The organism is Streptococcus sp. HMSC078H12 (assembly GCF_001814615.1).
Classification (GTDB): domain Bacteria; phylum Bacillota; class Bacilli; order Lactobacillales; family Streptococcaceae; genus Streptococcus; species Streptococcus salivarius_F.
On sequence record NZ_KV817346.1, the window covers coordinates 118,630 to 143,051 of the forward strand.

Annotated in this window: 14 protein-coding genes; 12 read left to right on the forward strand and 2 right to left on the reverse strand. The window is 41.3% G+C overall.

Features of this window, described 5'->3' with window-relative positions; translation table 11 throughout:
• Nucleotides 1-114: 114 nt before the first annotated feature.
• From glgB to HMPREF2979_RS09830, 8 genes are all read left to right on the forward strand, one after another.
• Nucleotides 115-1,995, forward strand: a complete 1,881-nt coding sequence (glgB, locus tag HMPREF2979_RS09795) for a 1,4-alpha-glucan branching protein GlgB (protein WP_070656584.1) — start codon at nucleotides 115-117, stop codon at nucleotides 1,993-1,995.
• A gap of 191 nt (nucleotides 1,996-2,186) precedes the next feature.
• Complete coding sequence (locus HMPREF2979_RS09800) at nucleotides 2,187-3,329, forward strand: glucose-1-phosphate adenylyltransferase (protein WP_014634805.1); 1,143 nt, start codon at nucleotides 2,187-2,189, stop codon at nucleotides 3,327-3,329.
• On the forward strand, nucleotides 3,319-4,455 hold the full coding sequence (gene glgD, locus HMPREF2979_RS09805) for a glucose-1-phosphate adenylyltransferase subunit GlgD (protein ID WP_070656587.1): 1,137 nt from the start codon (nucleotides 3,319-3,321) through the stop codon (nucleotides 4,453-4,455). Before HMPREF2979_RS09800 ends, glgD begins: the two co-directional genes overlap by 11 nt.
• Nucleotides 4,452-5,882, forward strand: a complete 1,431-nt coding sequence (gene glgA, locus HMPREF2979_RS09810; RefSeq protein WP_070656589.1) for a glycogen synthase GlgA — start codon at nucleotides 4,452-4,454, stop codon at nucleotides 5,880-5,882. The genes glgD and glgA overlap by 4 nt, the downstream gene beginning before the upstream one ends.
• Before the next feature lie 326 nt (nucleotides 5,883-6,208).
• Complete coding sequence (locus tag HMPREF2979_RS09815; protein ID WP_070656591.1) at nucleotides 6,209-8,614, forward strand: glycogen/starch/alpha-glucan phosphorylase; 2,406 nt, start codon at nucleotides 6,209-6,211, stop codon at nucleotides 8,612-8,614.
• Nucleotides 8,615-8,833: 219 nt separating this feature from the next.
• Nucleotides 8,834-9,394, forward strand: coding sequence for a GNAT family N-acetyltransferase (locus tag HMPREF2979_RS09820; RefSeq protein ID WP_070656593.1), 561 nt, complete (start codon nucleotides 8,834-8,836; stop codon nucleotides 9,392-9,394).
• 106 nt (nucleotides 9,395-9,500) lie between these two features.
• Nucleotides 9,501-11,030 carry a DUF1310 family protein gene (locus HMPREF2979_RS09825; protein WP_070656595.1) on the forward strand — a complete coding sequence of 510 codons (1,530 nt, stop codon included), beginning with the start codon at nucleotides 9,501-9,503 and terminating at the stop codon, nucleotides 11,028-11,030.
• Nucleotides 11,011-11,607: a hypothetical protein gene (locus HMPREF2979_RS09830; RefSeq protein WP_070656597.1), complete on the forward strand. Its 597-nt coding sequence runs from the start codon at nucleotides 11,011-11,013 to the stop codon at nucleotides 11,605-11,607. Before HMPREF2979_RS09825 ends, HMPREF2979_RS09830 begins: the two co-directional genes overlap by 20 nt.
• Before the next feature lie 61 nt (nucleotides 11,608-11,668).
• On the opposite strand, the gene gshAB is transcribed toward HMPREF2979_RS09830, so the two are convergent.
• Nucleotides 11,669-13,933: a bifunctional glutamate--cysteine ligase GshA/glutathione synthetase GshB gene (gshAB, locus tag HMPREF2979_RS09835; protein ID WP_070656599.1), complete on the reverse strand. Its 2,265-nt coding sequence runs from the start codon at nucleotides 13,931-13,933 to the stop codon at nucleotides 11,669-11,671.
• 641 nt (nucleotides 13,934-14,574) lie between these two features.
• Here gshAB and HMPREF2979_RS09840 point away from each other — a divergent pair.
• Together HMPREF2979_RS09840 and HMPREF2979_RS09845 are read left to right on the forward strand one after the other, a co-directional pair.
• Entirely contained in the window at nucleotides 14,575-16,320 is a 1,746-nt protein-coding gene (locus tag HMPREF2979_RS09840; RefSeq protein WP_070656602.1) for an ABC transporter ATP-binding protein, read from the forward strand.
• Nucleotides 16,310-18,178, forward strand: coding sequence for an ABC transporter ATP-binding protein (locus HMPREF2979_RS09845; protein WP_070656604.1), 1,869 nt, complete (start codon nucleotides 16,310-16,312; stop codon nucleotides 18,176-18,178). The genes HMPREF2979_RS09840 and HMPREF2979_RS09845 overlap by 11 nt, the downstream gene beginning before the upstream one ends.
• A 91-nt stretch (nucleotides 18,179-18,269) precedes the next feature.
• Here the strand turns inward: HMPREF2979_RS09845 and HMPREF2979_RS09850 are convergent, their stop codons facing one another.
• Nucleotides 18,270-19,793, reverse strand: coding sequence for an ATP-binding cassette domain-containing protein (locus HMPREF2979_RS09850; RefSeq protein WP_070656606.1), 1,524 nt, complete (start codon nucleotides 19,791-19,793; stop codon nucleotides 18,270-18,272).
• Between the two features lie 434 nt (nucleotides 19,794-20,227).
• On the opposite strand from HMPREF2979_RS09850, the gene HMPREF2979_RS09855 reads away from it, so the two are divergent.
• Nucleotides 20,228-21,316, forward strand: coding sequence for a hypothetical protein (locus HMPREF2979_RS09855; RefSeq protein WP_070656608.1), 1,089 nt, complete (start codon nucleotides 20,228-20,230; stop codon nucleotides 21,314-21,316).
• Nucleotides 21,317-21,844: 528 nt separating this feature from the next.
• The coding region (locus HMPREF2979_RS10525) for a Spy0128 family protein (protein WP_261787330.1) at nucleotides 21,845-24,422 on the forward strand (2,578 nt) is incomplete at its 3' end.

A 24,422-nucleotide genomic window follows, 5' to 3' on the forward strand; every position in this document is an offset into this window, starting at 1 on the left:
TACTTGTAAGCCCTATCGGTCTGAAGGGTTTTCTAGTGTATTTACATATATTTCAATGTTTTAATTTCTTGATAGTTAGAACTATCAAGGCTAGTTTAAGAAAGGAGTGATGGTATGAATCTCGATGAAGCCATGTACACATTTGGAACAGGTGAGAACTTTCACCTTCAGAATTATTTGGGTGTGCATGAATTAGAGGGAGAAGAAGGTTTTATCTTCCGTGTGTGGGCCCCTCATGCTGAGCAGATTCAGGTAATTGGAGATTTCACAGGTTGGTTTGATGAACCTCTGGATATGACCAAAAACCATATCGGTGTTTGGGAGGCGACTTCAGCTCTCCCAGAGGAAGGACAACTCTATAAGTTCTTGGTGAAACGTAAGGGAGGTCAAGTCGTCGAAAAGATGGATCCTTTTGCGACTTACTTAGAGCCTCGTCCTGGAACAGGAGCTGTGATTCGTAAGAAGAAAACTAAGAAGTGGAAGGATGGCCTTTGGATGGGTCGTCGTAAACGCTTTGGTTTCCAAAAACGTCCGGTTAATATCTATGAAGCTCATGCATCATCTTGGAAACTAAAAGAGGATGGTCAACCTTATACTTTCAAAGAATTGAAAGAAGAGTTGATTCCATATTTGGTTGAGATGAACTATACCCACGTGGAATTCATGCCACTCATGGCTCATCCTCTTGGGATGAGTTGGGGTTACCAGCTTATGGGTTACTTTGCTTTTGAGCATACCTATGGCACACCAGAAGAATTTCAAGATTTCGTAGAAGCATGTCACCAGAATAATATCGGGGTCTTGGTAGACTGGGTCCCAGGTCACTATACACAGAATGACGATGCTTTGGCCTACTTCGATGGTACACCAACTTTCGAATATCAGGATCATGATCGAGCTCATAACTATCGTTGGGGCGCACTTAACTTTGACTTAGGAAAAAATCAAGTTCAGTCTTTCCTTATTTCAAGTGCTCTTTACTGGATTGAAAATTATCATATCGATGGTATCCGAGTGGATGCAGTATCTAACATGCTCTATTTGGACTATGATGAAGGTCCATGGATGCCTAATAAGGATGGTGGCAATCGTAACTTGGAAGGTTACGGCTTCCTTCAAAAGCTCAATCGTGAAATTAAAAACCGTTATCCAGATGTCATGATGATTGCGGAAGAATCAACTGCGGCAACGCCAATCACACAACCGATTGAAGAAGGTGGTCTAGGTTTCGACTTCAAATGGAATATGGGTTGGATGAACGATATCCTCAAATTCTACGCAGAAGATCCAGTTTACCGTCAGTATGACTTCAATCTGATGACCTTCAGTTTCATGTATTGCTTCAATGAAAACTATGTTCTACCTTTCTCACATGATGAAGTGGTTCATGGTAAGAAGAGCATGATGCATAAGATGTGGGGTGACCGCTATAATCAGTTTGCTGGTCTTCGTAACCTCTATGCTTACCAACTCTGTCACCCAGGTAAGAAATTGCTCTTCATGGGTTCTGAGTTTGGTCAATTCTTGGAGTGGAAGTTTGATTATCAACTCGAATGGGGTAATCTTGAAGATGAGATGAACCAGAAGATGCAGGCCTTTACAAGCCATATGAATGCTTTCTACAAGGACCATAAATCTCTCTGGCAAATTGATGATTCTTACGATGGTATTGAAATTATCGATGCGGATAACCGCGCTGAAAGTGTTCTTTCCTTCATTCGTAAGGATGACAAAGGCGATAAGGGTGACTTCCTCGTCTGTGTCTTCAACCTAGCTCCAGTGGAACGTCAAGACTTCACTATAGGATTGCCAGTAGCTGGTATCTACCAAGAAGTGCTTAACACTGAGATGGAAGAATTCGGTGGTGTCTGGAAGGAAGGAAATCCTGAAACCCGTACCCAAAAAGCGAAGTGGAAGGACTATGAAAATACCCTTAGCTTCACCCTACCTGCTCTAGGAGCAAGTATCTGGCGTGTAAAACGTCGCTTGAGATAAAGGGTAGACTTAAACGTGTACACGATTTGTTTTTCAGAGGTGATAGCAAGGAAGTCACGGTTGAAAGAAGCTGTTTGATGCCCAAACTATTGCCAGAATGAAAAACTTACTTTAATTGTCATAATCAGTTTCGACTGATTGTCTCGTCATCCTTTTTGGGATGAAACTAAAAATCATGAGGGGGACTATTCATGAAAAATGAAATGTTGGCTTTGATCCTTGCTGGTGGGCAAGGAACTCGTCTTGGAAAATTGACCCAAAGTATTGCCAAACCAGCCGTTCAGTTTGGTGGACGCTACCGTATCATTGACTTTGGTTTGTCAAACTGTGCCAATTCAGGGATTAACAATGTTGGTGTCATTACACAGTATCAACCACTTGCTTTGAACAACCATATCGGAAATGGTTCAAGTTGGGGCTTGGATGGTGTTAACTCTGGTGTATCAATTCTTCAACCTTACTCAGCTAGTGAAGGTAATCGTTGGTTCGAAGGTACCAGCCACGCTATTTACCAAAACATTGACTATATCGACAGCATCAATCCTGAATACGTTTTAATCTTGTCTGGTGACCATATTTATAAGATGGACTATGATGATATGCTCCAAGCACACAAAGACAACAACGCGAGTCTTACTGTAGCAGTTCTTGATGTGCCACTTAAGGAAGCTAGCCGTTTCGGTATCATGAACACAGACGCTAATAACCGTATTGTCGAGTTCGAAGAAAAACCTGAAAATCCTAAATCTACTAAGGCATCAATGGGTATTTACATCTTTGACTGGAAACGTCTTCGCAATATGTTGGTTTCAGCTGAAAAGAGTGCGGTTGATATGTCTGACTTTGGTAAGAACGTTATTCCTGCTTATCTTGAAACAGGTGAAAGCGTCTATGCTTATGAATTTGAAGGCTACTGGAAGGACGTAGGTACTATCGAATCCCTTTGGGAAGCAAATATGGAGTATATTTCTCCTGAAAATGCTTTGGATAGCCGTAACCGTCAATGGAAAATTTATTCACGTAACATGATTGCTCCACCAAACTTCTTTGGTGAACATGCTGAAATTGAAGACTCACTCGTTGTTGACGGCTGTTTGGTTGATGGAACTGTTAAACATTCAGTGCTCTCAACAAGTGCCCAAATCCGTGAAGGTGCGGTCGTTGAAGATTCAGTGATTATGAGTGGTGCAGTTATCGGTAAAGGTGCAAAAATTAAACGTGCGATTATCGGTGAAGGGGCACACATTTCTGATGGCGTGGAAATTGACGGTACAGAAGAAGTGCAAGTCGTAGGATACAATGAAGTAGTGGGGGTACCAAAAGATGAAGATTGATAAATATTCTGCAATTCTAGGAAATACCGTAGGATTCCATGACATGGATGGTTTGACTGAGCACCGTCCTATTGCCAGCCTACCATTTGGTGGAAAATATCGCCTCATCGACTTCCCATTGTCTAACTTGGCTAACGCTGGTATCCGTAGCGTCTTTGGTATCTTCCAAAACGAAAACATCAGTTCTGTTTTCGACCACATTCGTTCAGGTCGTGAGTGGGGCTTGTCAACACTCCTCAGCCACTACTACCTTGGTATTTATAACACTCCAGTTGAAAGTTCAACTGTTGATGAAGAATACTATCGTCAAATTTTGACTTACCTTAAACGTTCAGGGTCAGACCAGACGGTAGCCCTTAACAGTGATGTTTTGGTCAACATTGATCTTAACCAAGTTTTCCACCTTCACAATACAACAGAACCAAAAATTACCGTTGTCTACAAAAAACTTCCTAAAGAACAAATCTCTGATGTAAACAGTGTTTTAGAAATTGATGAATCTGATAAAGTGCTTGGCCATGAGCTCTTCCAAGGCGGAGATCAAGAAGTTTACAATATGTCAACAGACATCTTTGTTGTGGATACTCCATACTTGATTGAAAAATTGGAAGAAGAAGCAGCTAAAGAAGAACCACGTAAGCTTCGTTATGTGCTTCGCGATTTAGCAGTTGCTGAAAATGCTTTTGCTTACGAATACACTGGTTATCTTTCAAATATTCACTCAGTTAAAGCATACTTTGATGCTAACTTGGATATGTTGGAATCAGAAAAATTCTATAAACTTTTTGCACCAAACCAAAAAGTTTATACAAAAGTTAAAAATGAAGAGCCAACATACTATGCAACTTCTTCTGATGTTAAAGTGTCTCAGTTTGCATCAGGTTCTATTGTACGTGGTAAAGTGGAACACTCAGTGATTTCACGTAATGTAGATTTGGCAGAGGGTTCAAGCGTGGACCACTCAGTTCTCTTCCCACGTGTTAAAGTTGGTAAAGGCGCTACAGTTGAGTATGCGATTGTGGATAAAGGTGTTGAAATCGCTGAAGGTGTTACTATTCGCGGTACAGAAAACAACCCAGTTGTCATCAAAAAAGGTAGCGTTGTAACAGAGGATATTGTACGATGAAAATTTTATTTGTAGCGGCTGAAGGTGCACCTTTCGCTAAAACAGGTGGCCTAGGTGACGTTATCGGTGCCCTTCCTAAATCTCTTGTTAAAAATGGTCACGAAGTTGCCGTAATTCTCCCTTATTATGATGTGGTTTCGGCTAAGTTTGGCGATCAGGTTGAAGACCTTGGCTTCTTCTATACAAATGTTGGTTGGCGTCGTCAATATGTCGGCATCAAGAAAATTGTCCGTGATGGTGTGACTTTCTTCTTCATTGATAATGAGCAGTATTTCAACCGTGGTACGGTATACGGTGAGTGGGATGATGGTGAGCGTTTTGGTTTCTTCCAAATGGCTGCCCTTGAGTTGATGGAAAAAGTGGACTTTATTCCAGATGTTCTCCATGTTCATGACTACCACACAGCCATGATTCCATTCCTTCTTAAGGAAAAATACCATTGGATTCAAGCTTACCAAGGTATTAAGACAGTCTTCACTATCCATAATATTGAATTCCAAGGTCAATTTGACAGTGGAATGCTTTGGGAAATTTTCGGTGTTGGTTACGAGCGTTATGCTGATGGTACCCTTCGTTGGAATGATTGCCTCAACTGGATGAAAGCAGCTGTTCTTTACGCAGACCGTGTCACAACAGTTTCACCATCATATGCTGGTGAAATCCAAACACCTGAATTTGGTAAAGGCCTTGATCAAATCATGCGCATGGAATCTGGTAAGTTATCTGGTATTGTTAATGGTATCGATACGGACCTCCTTGATCCAGAAACAGATACTCACATTCCTTATCATTTCTCAGTGGATGATTTGTCAGGTAAAGCCAAAGACAAGGCAGCTCTTCAAGAGCGTGTTGGGCTTCCAGTTCGTGAAGACGTTCCATTGATTGGTATTGTGTCACGTTTGACAGACCAAAAAGGTTTCGATTTGGTGGTAAATGAACTTCACAATATCTTGCAACATGATGTTCAGATTGTTCTTTTGGGTACTGGTTATAGCGACTATGAGAATTCTTTCTCTTGGTTTGGTCATGCTTACCCAGAAAAAATGTCTGCCAACATTACTTTCAACCTAGAGTTGGCTCAACAAATTTATGCTGGTTGTGACATTTTCCTCATGCCTTCAGCCTTTGAACCATGTGGCCTCTCTCAAATGATGTCTATGCGCTATGGTACCTTGCCAGTCGTTAGTGAGGTTGGTGGTCTTCGTGACACCGTTGAACCTTACAACCCTGTAACAGGCTCAGGTACAGGATTCTCATTTGGTAACTTCTCAGGTTACTGGATGGTTCAAACCCTTGAAAAAGCTCTCGATGTTTACGAAAACAATGCTGATGCTTGGAAGCAACTCCAGCACAATGCGATGACACGTGACTTCTCATGGGATACAGCAAGTTTGGCATATGTTGATTTGTATAAACAATTAGTATAATTCCAAAGATAACTTTTCTCGAAGGGGAAAAGTTATCTTCGTGTAAAGCGTTTGAAAGCGCTTCTAAATTCATTTAGCCCACTAAGTTTTGCTTGGCAGAGATTATAGAGAAAGCGTCTAAAAGTCTGAATAGAAGAATAACTCTAATCATGTTATAATATAATTGACTGTTTTGACAGTTTTGTAAATAAAGATTTTGAAATGTCTGTTTCGAATCTTATCTGGCAAGGTTTGGAAGTTTGAGTAAAATTTCCAATTCCCTCTTATCTGAATAGATACCTGTAAGAAGTGTATTGAAGATAAGGAAGTAGTAAGAAAGGATTTCTATGCAACTCGAAAATTTAACAAAAGAACAATTCATCCGTGACTTTAAGGATACTCTCCATCAAGAGCAGTTGATTAAAGTTGCTAAGGCCACACCAACGGAGATTTTTACTGCCTTGGCTGGTTTGATCCGTAAATATTACACAAATACATGGATTGAACGTAACCATGCACTTTCAGACAATCAAGAAAAGATTGCTTACTACTTCTCGATTGAATTTCTTCCAGGTCGTATGTTGGAAACTAACCTTCTCAACCTTGGGATTCTTGACCTTGTTAAAGAGGGATTCGCAGAACTTGATATTGACTTCCGTGAAGTTGTAGAAGCTGAGCATGACATGGCACTTGGTAATGGTGGTCTTGGTCGTTTGGCTGCTGCCTTCATGGATTCACTTGCGACTACTGGTTATCCAGGTTTTGGTAATGGTCTTCGTTACCGTTACGGACTTTTCAAACAACGTATTGTGGATGGTTACCAAGTGGAACTACCAGATGGTTGGTTTGGTTCAACAGGAAATGTTTGGGAAACACGTAAGGACCACGATATTGTCGATGTAAAACTCTTCGGTGATGTTGTCCTTGAAAGCAATGAAGATGGTCGTTTTGTTCCAACTTATAAGAACGCTCAAGTCCTTCGTGCCGTACCTTACGATGTGCCACAAATTGGTTACCAAAATGGTGTGATTAACAACCTTCGCCTTTGGGATGTTGAAATTCCTGAAGAATACGAGTTGGATTACCCAACTTTGGAAGCACGCCGTCGTGTGAAAGATATTACTGCTATTCTTTATCCAGATGATTCGACAATTGAAGGTAAAGAATTGCGTTTGGTTCAAGAGTACTTCATGACAAGTGCCGGTCTCCAAACAATCATCAAATCTTACCTCAAGATGGGCTTGCCATTGAAAGATATCCACGAAAAAGTATCTGTTCACATCAATGATACGCACCCTGCGGTTGCACCAGCTGAATTCATGCGTCTCCTCCTTGATGAATATGGTCTTTCATGGGAAGATGCTTGGAATGCGACTGTTAAAACTATGAGCTACACTAACCACACTATTCTTCAAGAAGCCCTTGAAAAATGGGATCAACAGCTCTTCAAACGTGTTCTTCCACGTGTTTACCAAATCATCTTGGAAATCGACAACCGTTACATCGCTGAAATGGCTGGACGTGGCGTTGCTGCAGATGTTATCGAACGCACACGTATTGTTAAGGATAACCAAGTCCACATGGCTAACTTAGCTATCATTGGTGGTCACTCAGTCAACGGGGTTGCCAAGCTTCATACAGAACTTCTTAAAGAAGATACCCTCCACGATTTCTATACAATTTATCCTGAAAAATTCAATAACAAGACAAATGGTATCGTTCAACGTCGTTGGACACAAATTGCAGCTCCTGAACTTTCAGCAGCAATTGATGACGTGATTGGTGACGGTTGGCGTAACGATATCCATGAGCTTGAAAATCTTACAACTTACTTGGATGACAAGGAAGTCTTGAACCAGTTCTATCAGGTTAAGAAAACTGCTAAACAACGTTTGGCAGACTACATCAAGGAAACAACAGGCGTAGAAGTGTCTACAGATGCTATCTTTGATGTTCAAGTGAAACGTCTTCACGCGTACAAACGTCAATTGCTTAATCTTCTTCACATCATCAAACTTTATTGGGATCTTAAAGATAATCCAGATAAAGACATGGTACCACGTGTATTCATCTTTGGTGCCAAAGCTGCCCCTGGTTATCACTTCGCTAAATCAGTAATCAAACTCATCAACGAAGTTGCCAACCTTGTTAACAACGACGAAAGCCTCCAAGGAAAACTTAAAGTGGTCTTCCTTGAAAACTACCGTGTCAGTCTAGCAGAACTTATCATTCCAGCAGCAGATGTCTCTGAGCAAATTTCATTGGCTTCTAAAGAAGCATCTGGTACATCAAACATGAAATTCATGATGACTGGTGCTATTACCTTGGCGACACTTGACGGTGCCAACATTGAAATCAAGGACGAAGTTGGCGATGAGAATATTGTCATCTTCGGTATGGACAAGGACGAAGTTTATGAACACTATGCACGTCACGATTACTACTCTCGTGCAGTTTATGAAAATAACCCAGTCATTCGTCGTGTCGTTGATACCTTTGTTAACGGTACGATTCCAAATGCTCAAGCTGAAGGTACTGAAATTTACGAAGCCCTCATCACCCACAACGATGAGTACTTCCTCTTGGAAGACTTTGCTTCTTATGTAGAAGCTCAAGAGAAAATCGATGCGCTTTATCGTGATCAGGACAAGTGGGCACGTATGAGCTTGGCTAATATTGCTAAATCTCATAAATTCACTTCAGATGATACCATCACAGAGTATGCTAAAGAAATTTGGGAATTGAAAAAATAAGCGATAGCTTATGAATTACGAAAAGACAACGACTAGAAATGGTCGTTGTTTTTATGCTTTTTAAGAAGAGAGATGACTGAGACAGTCAAGTAGCATTTAGAGTGCCTGTTACAGTAAGTGTTTGTCCCTAGCTTAATCCAAGCCCTTGAAACTTGCACTTGCTTATCAAGATGTTATAATGACCTATAGGTATAAGCATCAGAAAAAGGGGGAAAATTTATGGCTTTACGTAGCCAATTAATTACCAAGGAGTTTCCAGATTTAGATAGGGTAGAGCGCTTAAACAACGAGGCCTTTCCAGAAGAGGAGCGTATTCCATTAAGTGAATTCCTGCAACTGGATGGTCGCGAGGATTATCATTTCTTTGCCTTTTACGATGAGGATGATTTTGTTGGTTTTGCCTCGGTTCTCTACAATGCTAAAGTTTTTTATGTGAGTTTCTTTGCCATTGTTCCTCAAATGCGGAGTCATGGCTATGGCAGTGAAATTATTGATAAGCTAGTGGATTTTTATGGACCATCGCGTTCTATGGTCTTGGAAGTAGAACGTTTGGATGAACCCAATGACAATCCTGAGCAACGTGCGGCGCGTTGGGATTTCTATAAGCGTAATGGTTTCAAGACTTCCAATGCCTTCTTGGAATATGAGGGCTTGAGCTTTGAAATCCTCTATCGTGGTGATCACTTTGACGAAAAAGCCTACAGAGACATATTCCACAAACTTCAGGAAAATGCTTATTTTGATTTTAGTATTAAACATCGTCGCTTGAGCGATTTATAAACAATCCATTTAAACAGGTCATAGTCGACCTGTTTTTTCATTTGTTTTCAACGTTTGCCAATCGTTTTCAGAATATTTTGTCCACCTATGCTATAATGGAAGTACTATGAAGAAAGTAATTTTACAGTATCTGGCAAGTGCCCTGGCTGTAATCCTCATACTTGGTCTTGTGGTTTTCAATCGACAGCGAAATGACTCTTTGGTAAAGAAGGTCAAAGACCCTGAGATTTCCTATATCTATCAGGATTCTTTGGAAAATATAGATAGACTGGCGCTCAGTCAGGCTGGGGTTATCAAATCTTATCAACTCGATTCTTTGTCTGTTAGGAAGGAAGACGGGAAGATTCACCTCGTTCTCCATATCAATCATTCCTATGATATGCAGGTAAATCTTGTCCTAAAGGCAGATATCTACGGTGATTTATCTGTGGTTCAAGCGACGCCATCAAAGGCTTTAAAGCTGGCCTTGGAGGACGCGTCTTATCAAAAGCGATTGACTTTGATTTCGCAAAAGGCAGATGCTATTATGGCTCGTGACCACTGGGATCAGGGCATTAAGCCAGCCTATGTGGCTCAGGTGAGAAGTAAGATGAGAAAGACTTCCTTGACCCAGTTAGACAAGGTTTTACAGGACATTGACCAAGAAAGCAAGGAAGTGGGCTCAGATACCTATACGGCCTTTTTCCAAGCTTCTCAACTCCCTAATCATGACAAGCTCAATTTGGTTATGGAGCACATGCAGGTTTATGTGGACAAGTACCAGTTCCTCCAGTTAGGGAAGTCAGGTTATAAAATTTCCAAGAAGCTAGAGCCGACTAGTCCTTTTTACAGTTACTTCCGTGAGGCTATTATGGAGACCTATCAGACGGATCTAGGTCTTGGGGTGGACGACTTAGGTATCAAGCTTCACCTTTTTAGGTCTTGGATTGATAAGCAGTCTATGGATTATATTAGGAGCAACTACAAGGGTAAGACGGATTTAGACAAGCTACTGGCCTACAGCAAGGACAAGAAGATTCATTTGGATTACACGACAGGTGCTTCCTACCATAATCGAAGCTTGGGAGACTTTACCTATCCGCAGAACATGAAAATTCAGCTACCCCAGACCAGTGTCATGGGTCCTTACGGAGTTAGCAATTCCCGTTTTATTGAGTTTATTGTCAATATGGATACGGGGAGATTTGTCTCTGAGTGGAATGTCTACAAGAAAAGGAAAGACGGCAGCATCGACTCTAATCCTAAGCATTATAAGATTGAAGACGGTGCTGACATTGCCGATACGGACTCTGCTAACTATGGGCTGTCTAAGGGCTTGAATGCTGACCTACCAGCCTATCTCAATAATAGCCATACCTATCTTGACGTTCGTCATCCTGCTGACAATGCGATTAGACGCAAGATGGTTAGGAAGTGGAAAAATCCCAAGAATGTCTTAAACGGTGGGCGCTATGCTGATATTGTTAAAAAAGGAGGCTTGAAAGACCTTGAAACATGGAGACAAGTTAAAGCTGAAGACCGGCTCCAGGTCTACAATGCTTACCTTGATTATATTCGCTCTCATCTTGTGCTTAATGGGTTTGACAGCTTTTACCAAGAAACCTACAAGCCCCAAGGTGGAGACAAAAAAGACTGAAACCCTTGATAGTGTTCTTGTCGCTAAAAATTTCTATCGTGTAAGGGATGCCTATGCCATCAAGCTCTACGGGCAGGATGAGGGGATGTCCTTTGATGTGGCTGGCCAAAGACTTTTTGGATCAAACATTGCTATTAAGGATGGCCTATTATATGGCTCAAGTCTTGGGGATTTAACCATTGAGGCTTATTTTCAAGGAGAGGTGTCCTACCTTTTAGAGGCTACCCAGAAGCTCCCAGTGGACAAAAATCGCATCAAGGCTAACCACTATAGTCAGGACATTGTTCTGAACAAAGTTTGGACTAGTTTGGAAGGCCAAGAAACCTCCAACAGTATCATCACTCAGTTTCAGGATAAGACCCTACTCAAGTTGCGGATTAGCTACAACAAAGAGTTTCTTCCTACAAAGATTCAAGGTTTTTACAATAGTCAGACCTTTAATGGCTGGCGGGACCTCTTTTACATAGATTATCCTTATAGTGATCAGGAAGCCTTCAATCAGGCTCAAGATGCCTATATACAACACATCCAGTACATGGAAACTCATCCTGAGGAAGAAGCAGGAGAGTTTGGTTAATAAAGCAAAATCACCTTTATCTCGAGATAAAGGTGATTTGTTTGCTCCTAAGATTTAAGTTTTAGTTGTGATTTGTGGCAACTTCTGGAAAAAGCTTGTCTAAGATTTTAGGAGTGATAGCTTGTCCAGGTCCTTCAGCACAGTAGGTGTGCATATACATAGAGGGGTTAAAGTTGAGCTCGATGCAGGTGCAATGAGGGTTTTCCTTGCTAGCAGGTTGGGTTTCATCTGGAATAATGAGGTCAACCCCACAAGCCCAAGCGCCCATACTAGTTGCCATAGCTGCAGCTAATTCTTGGTAAGAGGAATCCATGGTCTCAGTGACATCAATAGAGTCACCACCCGTAGAAATGTTTGAGTTACGACGTAGATTGACCTTTTTCCCTTCTGGGAGAATATCATCAGGGGTATAACCCTGTTGCGTTAACATCAATTGTTCGATGTCTCCTAGCGCAATGATTTCAAGTGGTGAGCGGTGATCACGTCCTCGCAATGGATTGGCATTTTTCTGAGCGACCAATTCACGAATGGTGTGTTTGCCATCACCGACAACATTGGCAGCGACACGAAGGAGGACAGCCTCACAACGTCCATTCAAGATAAAGAAACGATATTCGGTTCCTGGGATAAATTCTTCAACAAGAACAGCTGTATCTTCTGCAAAGGCAATCTCGAGGGCTTTCTTATAGTTATCAAGGCTGGCAGGCTCTTGGAAAATGGAAATACCCAGACCGAAGTTGGTTGATTTTGGTTTAACCACAATTTGCTTGTCCTTGATAAGAGGATAGTAGGCTAGACCTTGTTCTAGACTGGTAAATTCGTCGCCTGCGGGAACAGGGAAACCAGCGTCAGCCAGGATTTTTTTGGTCACGGTTTTATTGGCCATGGCAAGAGGTACTACATAGTTGTCTTTTGAGGTCATATTACCATTTTTGACGTACTCAACATGATCTTTATGCCAAAGTTTAAGGAACTGATCCTGCTCATCTAGGATTTCAAAATGAATTCCCTTTTGAATGGCATCAAAGAGTAACATCTGAGTAGAAAGCTCCATCTCCTCGTAACCTTTAAGAGCATAGTGGGCAGTCCAGTCGTAATCATGATAGGCAAGAGCCTTGTCAAGGGCAAAGTCAGCAAGAGACTTGTCTTTGATATGAGGTAAGAGTTGGGCTGCTAGTGTCTGGCTAGGATCAGCAAAGGCATCTTTAACTTGCTTGACCAAACCTTGATGATAGTCACCTAGGCCAAAATGTTGCACCAGTTGGTCTAGAGCCGTCGTAATGTTTTGAGTTTCAGCTTCAGAAGGTAGAGGTTCTAAAGGATGAGAGAGGGCAATTTTTTCATTAAGCGCGTGCCCTTGAGCCAGAGCCTGATCAACATTTTCAGGGGCATCCATCCAGAGGAAGGCTAGAAGGAGCAGGTGTACGGTATCCATGGTAGTTTGGCTAATACCGATACGCTCAAAGGGGTTGAGGTCGAAGTTACGGAATTCCAGATAGGTGATTCCCTTGTCAAGGAAAGAACGATTAACCTTTTGTCCACGGAAACGAACAGCTGAGTAAAATTCCTTCTCCGCAATCAAATCTCCTTGTTCGATATAGTTTTCGATGGCAGAGACATAGTCTTCTAGGCTTGAAAAAGATACTTGGATTTCTTCCTTATTGACATAACCATGGTCGCTGTTTCGGAAGGAACGCACGGGTTCTGGCACTTCTTGGTCGAAGAAGCCTTGCTCAGCAACAGGTGCAGCACCAAAGAGATAGGTAATCACCCAACGGTAGCGCAAATAGTTCTGAGCCAGCTTAAGATAGAGGGCGTTCTTGAAAGCAATCATATCAGTCTGGTCGCTTTCTTTGAATAAAGCCTCAACCAAATCTTTCCCAAGTTCCATATTATAGTGGATACCTGAGATAGCTTGAAGTTTGGTTCCGTATTTTTCGGCCAAGTAGTTGCGATAATGGCGTTCGAATTCATTTTCCAGTTGGGCAACTTGGATTTCTTGGGCCTTGATACGAGGTGGCATGGACAAGGGCCAGAGAAGTTCATCTTTACTGATGGAACGTCCAGCTACATCGGTAATGGCTCCAAGAAAACGACGAGCCTCAGTGGTAGATTTAGCAACTGGCGTGATGAGTTCCATTTGAAACTCACAAAAATCTGTTTGAATATAAGGGTGGAAACTTCGAGCTCCTAGGCAAGAAGGGTGAGGTGTATGTGCTAATTGTCCCTGTCTATCGACACGAAGACTTTCGCGTTCAATTCCAAAGTTAGCTTGAAGGATAGGGCTGGTAGGCTCCAGCTTTTGAAGCAGTTGATTTATAGTCATAGAGTCACCTTTTCATCTAATGTTAGTGTTAGTCTATTATAAATAGGGACAGAAAACAAATTTCTGCTACGTTTAGTTGTAATTTACGAACATTTATGATGAGTTTGTGAAAAATGAGCAGATTTTAGAGAGATTTTTTTATCAAATATCCTAAAATACTTACAAATGTTAGTAAAATGACATTATGCTTGCAATTTTACTCAATTTAACCTATACTAATGACATATATATGAGAACGAAAAAATCCCTAGGGTCTGCCCTCAGGGGCTTTTGTATGCTCTCAAAAGGGTATGACCGTTCTTTTATAGATAAATGATAAGCATAAGACTGTTAGTTTTAAGCTTTGCTATGCCTAGAGTAGACGATATTTTTCGCCGTGGCAACAGTTATCTAAATCTGCCCAGTCTTGCTGAAAACAGAGTAAGATACTAACAGTTCGCTCTGCCCAACAGCGATGCTTTCGCCGTGATGATATTCCTATAACTGCAGAAGCAGTTATAGGAAGCGGAGTTATCGAGACTTTGGCTCGATAACTAGTCATGGAACGACTGAGTCGGTCGCTGACGTCCGCCATCACTTAAGAAAGCATCAAAAAAGAAAAATATCAAAAAAAGAAAAAAGAATAAAAAACGGAGGTAATTATGTTTCAAACCCTGATCGCCCAGATAAAGGAATACAAGAAACCCTCAATCCTAGCGTCCCTCTTCATGACGTTAGAAGTCATGTTTGAGATTTCCATTCCCTTTGTCATGGCCAATCTTTTGGACAAAGGTGTCCAGCAATCTAACATGTCTAACATTTGGCTCTATGGTGGTCTCATGTTGGTCTGTGCCTTTCTGTCGCTTTTCTGTGGGATGCAGTCGGCACGCTATGCGGCCTTTGCCTCTGCTGGATTTGCCAAGAATCTACGTCAAGCCATTTTCAAAAAGGTTCAAACCTTCTCTTTTGAAAATATCGATAAGTTCTCAGCTGGTGGTTTGGTAACACGTATGATGACTGATGTTACCAACGTACAGAACTCGTACCAGATGATTATCCGCATCTGTGTACGTGCACCACTTAACCTGATCTTTGCCATTGCAGCAAGTTTCCTGATTAATGGCGAAATGGCTTGGATTTTCGTTGGTGTAACACTCTTCCTTGGTGTGGTTTTGGCCATTATTACCAAAATCGTATATCCTCTCTTTACTCAAGTGTTTGAGGCTTATGACAACCTCAATAACAGTATCAAGGAAAATATCACTAACATGCGTGTGGTGAAATCCTACGTTAAAGAGCAGGAAGAGACGGACAAATTCAAGAAGGCCTCACGTCGTATTTACAAGATGTTCATGCGTGCCATTCGTGTGGTTGTCATGTCTAACCCAGCCATGATGTTGTCTATGTACGCATCCTTCCTCATGATTTCTTGGTTTGGTGCTCACCTTATCGTTGTCGGCAAGCTATCTACAGGTGAATTGACTTCCATGTTCAGTTACACCATGACCATCCTCATCTCACTCATGATGTTCATGATGATCTTTGTCATGTTGTCTATCTCTATGGCCTCTGTAGAGCGTATCAATGAAGTGCTTAATACTGAATCAACCATTGTTTCACCTGAAAATGGCTTGACAGAAGTCGCAGATGGTTCTATCAGCTTTGATCATGTGGATTTCTCATATACTGATGAAAATGGTGACAAGACCCATGTTCTCAAAGATATTACGCTTGATATTAAGTCTGGTGAAGTTATCGGTATTCTTGGTGGAACAGGTTCTGGGAAATCAAGTTTGGTTCAGCTAATTCCTCGTCTTTATGATGTGGAAGCCGGTCAAGTTAAGGTTGCTGGCCACGATGTTAAGGACTATGATTTGGATAGCTTGCGTAAGCAAGTTGCCATGGTGCTTCAAACCAATGTCCTTTTCTCAGGAACCATTAAGGAAAATATGCGTTGGGGAAATAAACAGGCAACAGATGAAGAAATCATTGAAGCTTGTAAAATTGCCCAAGCTGATGAATTTATCCAAGAATTTAAGGATGGCTATGACACCAAGATTGAACGTGGTGGAGCCAATGTCTCAGGGGGACAACGTCAACGTCTCTGTATCGCACGTGCCCTCCTCATGAAACCAAAAATCTTGATTCTGGATGATTCAACATCAGCGGTTGATACCAAGACAGATAGTTTGATTCGTCAAGGTTTGGCATCAAGTCTTAAGGACACCACTAAGATTATCATTGGTCAACGTATTTCATCCATCCAAGATGCAGATCGCATCGTTGTTATGGATGATGGCCGTATCGATGCTATTGGTACCCACGATGAATTGGTGGCTAACAATGCCATTTATCGTGACGTCTACAAGATGCAAACACAAGGGAAAGGAGTAGCAGATGAAGAATAAGAAAAAAGCTAATTGGGGCTCTCTAGCACGTCTTCTACGCTTTTTGTGGCAAGACTACAAACTTTCGCTTTCTATCGCCTTTATCCTCATTGTGGTTGCTTCCTTGGCAACGGTCAATTTGACAGCATCTATTCAGTCCTTGGTTGACGTTTACGTTCAACCCATGCTCAAATCTGGTAGCCATGATTTTGGACCGCTTTTACGTTTCTTGACTTCAGTGGCTGTCTTCTGTCTTATCGGTGTGATAGCCAACTACGTGTCATCACTCCTCATGGCGACCATCTCACAAGATTCTCTGCGTTCCCTTCGTAATCAGCTCTTTGCTCGCATGCAAAAGCTCCCTGTTCGCTACTTTGACACTCACCAACACGGTGACATCATGTCTATCTACACCAACGACATCGATGCCCTCCGTCAGGCTGTTGAGCAGTCTATTCCACAGTTGTTACAAACAGCTATTACCCTGATTGGGGTGACTGTAACCATGCTTACGGTTAGTCCTCTCCTATTTATCGTGGTCCTAGTTATGGTAGGTATCATGTTTATGGTCATCAAAAATGTATCAGCCAAATCAGGTCGTTACTTTGGTGAGCAACAAAAGAATCTAGGGATTGAGAATGGTTTCATCGAGGAAATGATGTCAGGTCAAAAAGTGGTCAAGGCCTTTGTTCACGAAGAAGAAAGCATGGCTGATTTTGACAAGATTAACGAGCAACTCTTTGAATCTTCTTACTTGGCCAACCGCTATGCCAATGTTCTCATGCCAATTCTTGGGAACTTAGGAAATGTTTCCTTTGTTTTGACCGCCTTGGTTGGTGGACTCTTTGCCCTTAATGGTGTTGGTGGTTTGACTATCGGTGGTCTCATGGCCTTCCTACAATTGAACCGTTCCTTCAACGGTCCTATTACTCAGGTCTCTCAACAACTGAACTTTGTTCTTATGGCACTTGCAGGTGCTGACCGTATCTTTGATCTCTTGGATGAGCCAGAAGAAGTTGACCAAGGTAAGGTCACTTTGGTCAATTACGAATTGGTAGATGGTCAGATGGTTGTGACAGACAAGAAAACCAATCTTTGGGCTTGGAAACACCCACGTCCAAATGGTGACTACGAATTGGTTGAGTTGGTCGGAAATGTGGTCTTCCAAGACGTTGATTTCTCTTACGATGGTAAGAAACAAATCCTTCATGACGTTAACCTCTATGCAGACAAGGGGCAAAAGGTAGCCTTTGTCGGTGCGACAGGTGCTGGTAAGACGACGATTACCAACTTGATTAACCGTTTCTACGATATTCAATCTGGTGTGATTACTTATGATGGTATTGATGTCAAGCTGATTGAGAAAGATTCTCTTCGTCGCTCACTTGGTATCGTGCTTCAAGATACCCATCTCTTCACGGGAACTATCGCTGAAAATATTGCCTATGGTCGTGCTGATGCGACACGCGAGGAAATTCTTGAAGCTGCCCGCATTGCTAACGTGGATTCCTTTGTGCAACATTTGGACAATGGTTATGACACTGTTCTTACAGATGATGGTGCAGGCTTGTCTAACGGACAACGTCAGCTTATCGCCATTGCGCGTGCTGCCCTTGCCAATGCACCGGTTCTTATCCTTGACGAGGCGACATCCTCTATTGACTCTCGTACTGAAAAAATGGTACAAGAGGGGATGGACCGACTTATGGAAGGACGTACGGTCTTCGTTATTGCCCACCGTCTTTCAACCATCGTCAACTCTGACGTTATCATGGTTATGGATCACGGACGTATCATTGAACGTGGTGACCACGACAGCCTTATGGAGCAAGGTGGTACCTACTACCGACTCTATACTGGTGGTCTTGAAATTGATTAACATAAAAAGAACTCAGGTTTTGCCTGAGTTTTTTTAGTGATGAAAAGGTTTCTTTTGAGACTTTTCTTGCAAAAACGATAGATTCGATATCTTAAATCTCAACTTCTTCTAAACCGTTTGAGTCTAGGTGATAGATCTTTTGGCAGACTTGTCTGAGGTAGTTGACATCATGCGATACCGTCAGAATTGCCCCTGGATAGTTCTCGAAGAGCTGTCGGACTTGGGGTTGCGAGGTGGGTGAAAAATTTCTGGTTGGTTCATCTAAGATAAGGAGCTGAGGGCTTTCTAAGACCAGGTGCAGTAGGAGTAGTTTTCCTTTTTGTCCTCCAGATAAATCAGAGATTGCATGGTTCATTTCATCATGACTAAAGTTGAGGTTGGCGAGATGGGAACTTATGATTTCTCTCTCAGTTTTGTCGCCAGTCTTACTCAAAAATGCTAATGGAGACAGTTCCACTGGCAAGATAGCGTCATAACGTTGGGGCATGTAGCCAATAGTCAGGTCTGTCTTCTTGCTAAGTTCTTGGTAGAGAAAGTATAAGAGAGTAGATTTACCACAGCCGTTATCTCCAACAATACCAATTTTTTCTTGCCCTTTCAAAGAAAGTTTGAGATGGTCAATGGTCAGGTGAGGAGCGATGTTTATCTGTTTTTCATCCAGATTTAAGAGATATTTTCCCTGAGGTAGAGGAGTGATATGAGAGAAGAATAGTTCAATACTGTCTTCTTTATCAGGCATTTGTGTCATATCTTGGGCAAGGCGGTCGTAGCGTTTTTCTTGCGAGAGGACTGCTTTCATCTTTTTGGCAACCAATCGTCCTTGCGTGCTATCATGCGTATTACGTAGGGTAGTTTGGACATTTTGTTTGATACGGCGATGCTTGGCCATGGCTTTGTCATAGGCTTTTTTCTCGGTTTTCGCTTGCTGTATCTGTTGCTGGAAGGCATCAGTGCGTTGCTGGCTATAATTATCATAGTCGAGGTGCTCCACACTGGTCCTTGCCTGACGGCGACGTTTAAGGAGTTCCAGATGGATAATAGTATCTGCTGTCTGGCTTAGTAGGTCCTCGTCATGTGAGATATAGATTATGGTTTGATCAGAATGTTTGATAAAATTTTTTAGCCAAGTCATAGTAGTCAAATCCATATCGTTTGAGGGCTCATCAAGAAAAATGATGTCGTGGGGTCGAGCTAATTCTCGGATGAGTTGAATTTTGAGTTTCTCACCACCAGACAGAGTGGAGATAAGCTGATTGCTAGCAAAACGCTCACTATCAAAATGAAGTTCATCAGCCAGACGATAGAGGGTAGCATAGTCTAGGTCATAAGTATCCGCAAAGAAGTAGTCGTTAAGGGTTAGGGATTGTAAGTCATCCGAAATCTGTTGGGGAATATAGACCTGTGGGCTATCTGGTTTATTAATAGTTCCCTCATAAGAAAGATGATCAAAATGTGCTTTAGGATTGACAAGAAGGGTAAGGAGACTAGATTTTCCATTGCCTTCCTCCCCAATGATGGCGACTTTTTCACCAGTAGCTATCGTTAGATTTAAGTCATGAACGAGTTCACGCAAATCTTTGGTATGGGTAATAGTTAGATGTTGAATCTGTATCATAGGACCTCCTAGGTCTGAGTGCTTGTTGATAGTGTTTCATGGAAAATATGGTTCTTACTTCAAACAATATCAAAGGTCAAAAAACAGTCCTACCTTATAAGATAGAACCGTCTTGAATCTAGCTAAAAAGCCCTCTAGGAGATAGTGATGGTGTGGATGCAAAAAAAACGCAGATACCACCAATAAATTTTCTACAGAAAAAGAGCGCAAAAAAGACATGAAAACAATCTATCAAATAAAGCAGGTTTATTGTGAATAGACTTAGTTGTTCATGTCTCCATTTACCTCCGAATGTTACTTGCCTTGATTGTACGCTGTCCGAGAGATTTTGTCAAATGAAAATAAAATATCCAGTCCTATTAGACCTCCGATGCACCTTATCAACAGTCTCCACCTATGCTATACTAGAATCAGTACTAAAATGGAGATTATTTATGGAAAATAAGTTTGTAAAGCAACCAACACCTAAGGGGGATAAGTCCACAAGAATTGTTTTTATAGGTCTCTTAGTGGCATTACTTTTTATAATCGCAGGGACGGCTATCTTCTTTGCTGTGAATAGTAGCAGTAAGGCTACCAAAGGTTCAGTTGCATCCAGTAAGTCGAGTACGACAGTCTATTCCGGCAGCAATGCAGAAGACCCCTTGTTCAAAATCACCCTGAAAACCTTCGGAGATAATAAAGAATTTTTACTCGTGACACCAAATCCTGGTCATGATAGAAACATGTTTAACATTGTGGGGGTAGCTGGTCAATACTTAGTCACTCAGGAGTACAAGGGGGGTGAATCTGGTAAGAAAAATGCCAAGGGTGAGACACTTTATAAGTATGACTACTTTAATATCTATATGTATGACACGGAAAAACCAAATCAAAAACCTAAACAAATTGACCTCTTGAAATTGGCTAAAAAAGCTGGGGATGAAGATTATTTAAATCAGGCAAGTCTAAGGCTTTTCATGCTTAATGAGCAAGCTTACTTACAAATGCCTTTTGGTGCGTCATCAGCTGATTTTGCTTCTAATAAAAAATACCTCAATCTCAAAACGCAAAAGATTGAGGAAATGAATATTCCAGCTAACTCGAATACTTTGGACTCGGAATTGGATTACGCCAATGTTGATATGCGTAAGACTTTAGAGCCTTTTGGTCTTGAAATGTGGCCAGGTGCAACTAATGGTAAAGATCTAGATTATCCAAGAGAAACACCAATTGCGAGTCTGCCTGCTCTATATTACATTTCTGAAAAAGACAGAAGCCTCAATATGGATAGTACCAACTTTGCCAAAGAGCATAAGGATGCTTATGAAGCGATTAAGACCAAACATGCTAGGATCTACACCATTCCAAGCAAGATTAATAATGAAACCTGGTTCAATACCTTACTCCATTGGATGGCACCTGAAGGCCAGGATGCCTACGAGTTACCGGTTAGGGCATTTAGACCGACTCAGGAAGAAGGGAAAGTCAAGTCCTACCAAGAATTGCAGACTTGGAATGACAACCATATCAGAAAAAAATAGAGGAATTTACCTCTGAAACCCATAAGATTATGAACCCAAGTTTATGATACTTGGGTTTTTTAGTGTTTTTGAAATGCTAATGGGAGACTTTAGTCGTGAAAGAGGATTATTAAATTGTATATCAATGGTTTATCGAAGGTGTTACAGAATCGGATGGTTTGTAATAAGAAGGTGAAAATTAGAATCAAAGTGAGAATATCGGCCAATAAAATGAGTTAAAATCTCTCATAACTCTGACATCTTACTTGAATAATATGAGAAAGTTAGGAATGAAAAGAAAATAAAATAGAAATTTGAAAACGGTATAAAGCAAATAAAATCAAGGATTTTACACTTGTAAAAATAAAAAACGAGCAAAAGTTGTTAGTTGAATTGTCAGACAACTTGATTTTTTTTAAAAAATATCGATTAATCACTTGACCATGAATTGTCAGAATGTTAGAATGTAATAGAATCATGAGTTCAAGTATAGGATTCTTGTATACTCGTGACCTATAACTAACTATTTCATACAGAGGGAGACTTGAAATGAAAGACATTTTTAACAGACGTCAACGATTTTCATTGCGTAAATATTCGTTTGGTGTCGCTTCAGTCTTGCTAGGAACGGCACTCTTTGCTGCTCATACTGCACAGGCTGATGAAGTAACAGCGCCTGACGCTTCTTCATCAAACCCTGGTTCATCAGTTGAGGGCGAAAGTTCGTCAGACCTGGTTGAGACGTCTACAGCATCAACAGCTCAAGCAGATCCTACTGCAGCTGTATCTTCAACTGATGCAACTGCGTCAACATTTAACTTGACGCCAGAAGCTTCAACAACAGATAAGGCTGCCGCAGAGACAACTGACAAACAAGCTACAGAAACTGCAAAACCTGAAGCAGCTAAACCAGCTTCAGAGACTGCAAAACCAACTGAAAAAGCTGCTACAGAAACAGCTAAACCAGCTACAGCGGCATCTTCAAATGCAGCTAGCAACAACGTTGAAACAACAGCTTCAGCGACAACCGCTGCAGCAACTCCAGCTGCAACAGCGGCTAATCGTACTGCAGCAACGGCCGCTCCAGTAACTGAAGAAACAGCAGCAGCCGAAACTGCGGCAGCAGCAACAAGTGTTAAGCCAAATGTCACAGCACGTGCTTACTCAGTTAGAGCAGCAGCTGAAGACCGTAGTGCAACACTTGATCGTGCTGCAACTGATATGACAAATGGTGGTGCTTTGGCAACAAGTCGTAGCCGTCGTAAACGTGATTTGACAGACCATAATGTGACACCGATTGATGTTGTAACGACCATTGCTTCGAATGTTTCTGCTAATCCAGATATGAAAGATCCTAACGGAGCTTCTGTACACTCTCAAACAATTCCAGCAGGTTACCAAGCTAAAGAAGGTGACTTCTATACTTATGGTATCTGGAATCTTACAAAATACAATGAGCGTTACAACACAAACTACTATGTCCGTGCTTATAAAAACTTTGATACTTCAACTGATACAACAGTCGAATTGATAGATAAAACGACTGGTAGTGTTGTTGAAACACACACACTTACTGCAACAAGTGGTGTTCAAAAATTCACTACAACAACTCCAAAATCTAATAATGAGTTGACGCTCAAAGCGGACTACCAAGCCGGTATTGGACAAGGTCCTGGTAAGACAGATCAACCTTTCATTCAATTAGGATTTGAAGTTGGACCAGCGATTCAATCTTATGTAGCTCCAGGACATCAATTGACCGAAGCCGAGCAACAACATTTGCTAGCCGTATATTCTGCACGTAATTCAAATGATATCTTAAATGCAGTTGAACCTGCATATAATGGTCGTCAGGTTACTGATACGAACTTTAAGATTCCTGTTAATGTTGAAAAGACTACCTACTATAAACTTGTTGACAAGAAAAACCCTACCTACAAGGAAACTGGTAAGTCTGTTACAACTCAGGACTATAAAGAAAATCGTAATGAAACTGAGTTAGCTAAATATACTCTGAAAGCTATGGAAGGTCAAAACTTCACAGCTTCTGGAGAACGTCAATTTACGAAACAAACTGAAGATCTCGGTAATGGCATTACTAAAGAAACGGTTTATAAACTTTATCAAACAGCAGATCCAGATACAACTGCTGGTTATGTCAGTCGTCCATATAAAGTTGGAACCAAGTTTATGGATGCTGATAGATACGGTATTAAACGTATCAAAGAAATCGTTGGTGAAGATGGTTCAGTCGTCATTCGCGTTTACTTGTTAGATCCAAAACAACAAAGCAAACGTTCAGATGGTACTTTGAGTACTGATGGCTATATGCTTTTAGCAGAAACTAAGCCAATCAAACCAGGTGAGAACAATACTCAGGAATTGGTTAAGAAAATGTCACCTCTTCATACAATTCCATTTACTGGTACTGATGGTGTGAATCATCCGAATGGTATTGAACTTCCATTTGACTTCCAAAAAGCTGCTGGATACACACCGTATAAGACTGTCTTTGTTCCGTTCTTGGGAGATAATATTGGTTATCAGATTGATAATGAGCAACTTAGAAGAGGAGTTACAGGTAGTGGTATGAATGTTGACTTGCTCAACTCTCTTGTACCATACAAACAACCAATTTACTACTACGATAAGACAGAAACTATCAAGGTAAAACCAGAAGTTGAAAAACAATTGGCAGGACGTGTCCTTACAGATGGTGAATTTAGCTTCAAGATCAAGGAAAACTCTTCTTCACCTGGTGTGGAAGAAACTGTTACAAACCAAGGTGGTAAGGCAACCTTCTCAGAATTGTCATTTAAAAAAGAAGGTACTTATACATATACAATCACCGAATTAGCTGGTAGAGACAAGGATGTCGACTATGATACTATGGAAGTAACCATGACTGTAAAGGTTACGAAAGATGCTAATGGTGATTTGCAAGCTTCAGTTAAATACAGTGGTACTGGTGGTTTTGCTTCAAGCGCAGATGATAAGATCTTCAACAACTATGTTGTAGCACCAGTTAAAACTAAATTCGACTTCACCAAAGCTCTTGCAGGTCGTACTCTTAAAGATGGTGAATTCAGTTTCCAATTGAAAGATGCCAACGGAACTGTTCTTCAAA

Coding starts and splice junctions, on each gene's coding strand:
- HMPREF2979_RS09850 (WP_070656606.1), bottom strand. CDS start 19,793: ATGATACAGATTCAACATCTAACTATTACCCATACCAAAGATTTGCGT.
- HMPREF2979_RS09845 (WP_070656604.1), top strand. CDS start 16,310: ATGAAGAATAAGAAAAAAGCTAATTGGGGCTCTCTAGCACGTCTTCTA.
- gshAB (WP_070656599.1), bottom strand. CDS start 13,933: ATGACTATAAATCAACTGCTTCAAAAGCTGGAGCCTACCAGCCCTATC.
- HMPREF2979_RS09825 (WP_070656595.1), top strand. CDS start 9,501: ATGAAGAAAGTAATTTTACAGTATCTGGCAAGTGCCCTGGCTGTAATC.
- HMPREF2979_RS09815 (WP_070656591.1), top strand. CDS start 6,209: ATGCAACTCGAAAATTTAACAAAAGAACAATTCATCCGTGACTTTAAG.
- HMPREF2979_RS09840 (WP_070656602.1), top strand. CDS start 14,575: ATGTTTCAAACCCTGATCGCCCAGATAAAGGAATACAAGAAACCCTCA.
- HMPREF2979_RS09820 (WP_070656593.1), top strand. CDS start 8,834: ATGGCTTTACGTAGCCAATTAATTACCAAGGAGTTTCCAGATTTAGAT.
- HMPREF2979_RS09855 (WP_070656608.1), top strand. CDS start 20,228: ATGGAAAATAAGTTTGTAAAGCAACCAACACCTAAGGGGGATAAGTCC.
- glgD (WP_070656587.1), top strand. CDS start 3,319: ATGAAGATTGATAAATATTCTGCAATTCTAGGAAATACCGTAGGATTC.
- glgB (WP_070656584.1), top strand. CDS start 115: ATGAATCTCGATGAAGCCATGTACACATTTGGAACAGGTGAGAACTTT.
- glgA (WP_070656589.1), top strand. CDS start 4,452: ATGAAAATTTTATTTGTAGCGGCTGAAGGTGCACCTTTCGCTAAAACA.
- HMPREF2979_RS09800 (WP_014634805.1), top strand. CDS start 2,187: ATGAAAAATGAAATGTTGGCTTTGATCCTTGCTGGTGGGCAAGGAACT.